The sequence below is a fragment of the Vibrio sp. 704 genome, from assembly GCF_033339295.1.
The window spans coordinates 1-541 of the sequence record NZ_JAWOUH010000907.1 but is presented as its reverse complement, the minus strand read 5'-3'; the positions used below and the strand labels follow the sequence as shown (position 1 = coordinate 541).

Below are 541 nucleotides of genomic sequence, written 5' to 3'. Positions count from 1 at the left end.
TAAAGTTCACGGCCACATACGGGATTGCCACGGCGGTGACTAAAATCAACGGAACCAAAGCGGCTAATGCTTTACGCGGGTTGTCCACCGTCCAGAATACCAACTGTTTATAACGGCTCGGTTTAGTCTCTTCGTTGTTAGCTTTTGGCTTGATGAACATCCACGCCATTAATACCGTAAACGTCATCGCGACGATCCATGAAAGCAACAGTGACGACGCCACAATGTAGAACACAGAGCTCGCAAACTCGGCGGAGTCGGTTTTGGAGAACAACACTGGGCTTGCGCCCATAATCGCGATGACAGTTGCGCCTAAAAGTGGTACAGCGGTTTCTTTGACGGAATCAATCGCGGCGCGAGTTCGCTCGATACCTTTGTTGAGCTTGGCGATCATCATATCGGTGATCACAATGGCGTTATCCACCAACATGCCCAGTGCGAGAATAAACGTACCTAGCGAGACACGGTGCAAATCGATGCTGGCGATGTTCATGTATACAAGCGTGAGCAAAATCGTCAGGAGCAAGCTTGCGCCAACGAT

The 541-nt window shown here is 50.1% G+C and carries 1 protein-coding gene; it reads right to left on the bottom strand.

Annotation, left to right across the window (positions count from 1 at the left end):
• Positions 1 to 541, bottom strand: a 541-nt coding sequence (locus R7R24_RS29810) for an efflux RND transporter permease subunit (RefSeq protein ID WP_318120601.1), incomplete at both ends; no start/stop codon positions are given.